General features: G+C 67.7%; 2 protein-coding genes and 1 pseudogene. 1 reads left to right on the top strand and 2 read right to left on the bottom strand.

The genetic code is table 11. From position 1 onward, the window contains the following. On the bottom strand, nt 1-547 hold a 547-nt coding region (locus tag DEIPI_RS32050; RefSeq protein ID WP_045234567.1), incomplete at its 3' end, for an L-threonylcarbamoyladenylate synthase. Nucleotides 548-660: 113 nt separating this feature from the next. On the opposite strand from DEIPI_RS32050, the pseudogene DEIPI_RS32045 reads away from it, so the two are divergent. After that, nucleotides 661-1,824: pseudogene (locus tag DEIPI_RS32045) on the top strand (type II secretion system F family protein). A 286-nt stretch (nt 1,825-2,110) separates the two neighbouring features. Here DEIPI_RS32045 and DEIPI_RS0116820 read toward each other — a convergent pair. Beyond that, nucleotides 2,111-2,449: a hypothetical protein gene (locus DEIPI_RS0116820; RefSeq protein ID WP_027482532.1), complete on the bottom strand. Its 339-nt coding sequence runs from the start codon at nt 2,447-2,449 to the stop codon at nt 2,111-2,113. Nucleotides 2,450-2,782 lie beyond the last annotated feature (333 nt).

The following is a 2,782-nucleotide window of genomic DNA, read 5'->3' as shown; positions in this document are numbered from 1 at the left end:
CGACGCCGTAGACGGTGCTGGCGAGCGCGCTGGTGTCCTCGCCGGGCACGACGAGGTCCGCGATGCCGAGCGCGAGCGCTTCGCCGTGGGTGCGGACGCTGGGTTCGCCGGAACGGTTGAGGCTCGTGGCGGCGAGCAGGCCGCCGCAGGCCTCGACGAGGGCGCGCGCGACGGGTGACGCGGGTTCGCGCAGGCCGACCTTGCCGTCCCGGACGAGCCATTCGGGGCAGGCCCTGCTGGCGGGCGCGACGAGGGTGAGCCCGCCGGGCCAGAGCGTCACGAGCTTCTCCCAGCGGACGCGGACGTCGCCCGTGAGGTCGAGCAGACGCTCGGCGGCGTGGGGCAGGCACAGGACCTGCAGGGCCTTCTCGGCGGGTCGGCCCTTGAGGACGTAGATGCGGGCGACGGCGTTCTCATCGAAGGGGTGGGCGCCGAGACCCCAGACGGTGTCGGTCGGGAAGGCCACGCAGCGTCCGGCCATGAGGGCGTCGCGCGCGTCCTGGAGGGCAGGTTCGGGGAGTTCGGGGGTCGTGGGTTCTTCACTCATGCTCTGCGCACCATAAAATTCACTAAGCCCTTCGCTCATACGAATATAATTCGATCATGCCTGTCTTTGAGTACCGTGTGCGCGACCGCTCCGGGAAGATCATCAAGTCCTAGATCGAGGCCGATACCCTCGCTTAGGTCCGCGACGCCCTGCGGGCCAAGGAACTCTTCATCGTCGACATCAAGGTACCGAAGACGGGCCTGTAGGGCGACGTCAAGATTCCCTTCCTCGACAACCGTCCTCCCGGACTTAAACCCGTCGCGATCTTCTCGCGTCAGCTGTCCACCATGATCAACTCCGGTGTGCCGCTCGTGTAGTCGCTCGCGATCATGTAGCGCCAGATGGAGCACAAGGGCTTCCAGAAGATCATCAAGGACATGCGGGTCGACGTGGAGTCCGGACAGCCGCTCTCCGACACGATGGCGAAGTATCCCAAGACCTTCAACCGCCTCTACCTCAACCTCGTGCGCGCCGGCGAGGCGTCCGGTACGCTCGACAGCATCCTCGACCGCATCAGCTCCTTCCTGGAGAAGGACCTCGCGCTGCGCGGCAAGATCAAGAGCTCCATGACGTACCCGGTCATCGTGCTCGTCTTCGCGATCGGCATCACGTACTTCCTCCTGACGACCATCGTGCCGCAGTTCGCGGGCATCCTCACGCAGCTCGGCGCGCCCCTGCCGCTCCTGACGCGCGTCCTGATCGCCGTGGCGGACTTCCTCAAGACGAAGACGTGGCTGCTCGCGCTCATCATCGGCGCGCTCGGCCTCGCGTTCCGGCAGTACTACAAGACGAAGCAGGGCCGTCACGTCATCGACGACTTCAAGCTGCGCGTGCCCGTGATGGGGTCGCTGCTGCGCCGCGCCGCCATCGCGTCCTTCGCGCGCACCTTCGGCCTGCTGCTCTCCAGCGGCGTGAACATCATCGAGAGCCTGGAGATCACGAAGGGCACCGCGAACAACATCATCATCGAGGACACGCTCGACAACGCCCGCAACGTGGTGATGGTGGGCGAGCAGATGTCAGGCAGCCTCGCGACGAGCAAGATCTTCCCGCCGATGGTCGTGTCGATGGTCGCGATCGGCGAGGAGACGGGCTCGCTCGACGACATGCTCGCGAAGGTCGCGGACTTCTACGACCGCGAGGTGGACGAGGCGGTGGAGCAGCTCACCGCCGCGATCGAGCCGATCATGATCGTGTTCCTCGGCGGCATCGTCGGCGTGATCGTCGCGGGCATGTTCCTCCCGATGTTCAGCATCATCGGTCAGCTCAGCAAGTGAGGCTGCAGGCGGACGACGAGGATTCCCGGTCCGCTCCAATCGTTCCCAGACCGTCAGAACAGGGGCACCCATCTCGGGTGCCCCTGTTCTCCGTCCGGTACGCGTCGAGACGTCCTCCTCCCCTCGCCGACGCTTCGACGACGGGAAACCACGCGGTCGCCTGCCGGGCCAGTCAGGATCCGGTCGAGCCTGGGCGCCTTCCGCCACCTGCCCTCACCCGGAGAGCAGCGCAGCAGTCTCTGCTTCTGCATGAGGTCGGCAGGACGGCACGACTTCGACGTCGGCGTCACAGGACGAGCAGAGAGACGACGCCGAGGGCGAGCGCGGCGGTGACACCAGCGAGAGCAGCGACGCGGACGCGGCGGCGGCGATCACGACGCGCGTGACGTTCGTAGCGGGCCGCGAGGTGGGCGAGAATGCCGCCCTCGCCGGATTCGGCCAGGGTGACTTCTAAGGCGTCGTCGAGGACGTCGACGTACGCGCCGTGCTGCCGGGCGTCCCTCCAGAAGTCGGCGGGCAGGCGGTACACGTTCAGCCCCTCGCGTTCGAGCTCCCGAAGGCGGCGGACGACGAGGAGTCGGTCGCGCCAGCCGGACACCGGTGGGTCGGGGAGGTAGAACGCCATGCGGCGAGTATAGGCGGCGGGCCGCGCGGCTCGTTCCGGGGCGCACCTCACGAAGGATCGACGCCGCGTGCGGGACGTCATCGAGCGAGCGGGACGGTGCCATGTCTCGGAACGTCGTGCGTCCACCGAACGGCGGCGCCCCGGCGTTCGTCGGGGCGCCGCGCCGGGAACGACTACTGGAGGTTGAGCGCCATCGCGAAGGTCGCGGCGGTCCCGCCGATCGCGAACAGGTGCGAGGACTCACGCAGCGCCCGCAGGGAGAGGCGCACGTCCGAGCGAGGCAGACCCGCCACGATCCCGGCCGCCACGTACAGAGCGCCCCCGACCGCGAAC

This window comes from Deinococcus pimensis DSM 21231 (genome assembly GCF_000519345.1).
GTDB classification, from domain to species: Bacteria; Deinococcota; Deinococci; order Deinococcales; family Deinococcaceae; genus Deinococcus_A; species Deinococcus_A pimensis.
Note: the sequence above shows the minus strand (reverse complement) of the source record. Positions and strands in the feature narration are given on the sequence as shown.

Excerpts from the sequence above, each read along its gene's own strand:
- DEIPI_RS0116820 (WP_027482532.1), bottom strand. The coding sequence starts at position 2,449 with ATGGCGTTCTACCTCCCCGACCCACCGGTGTCCGGCTGGCGCGACCGA.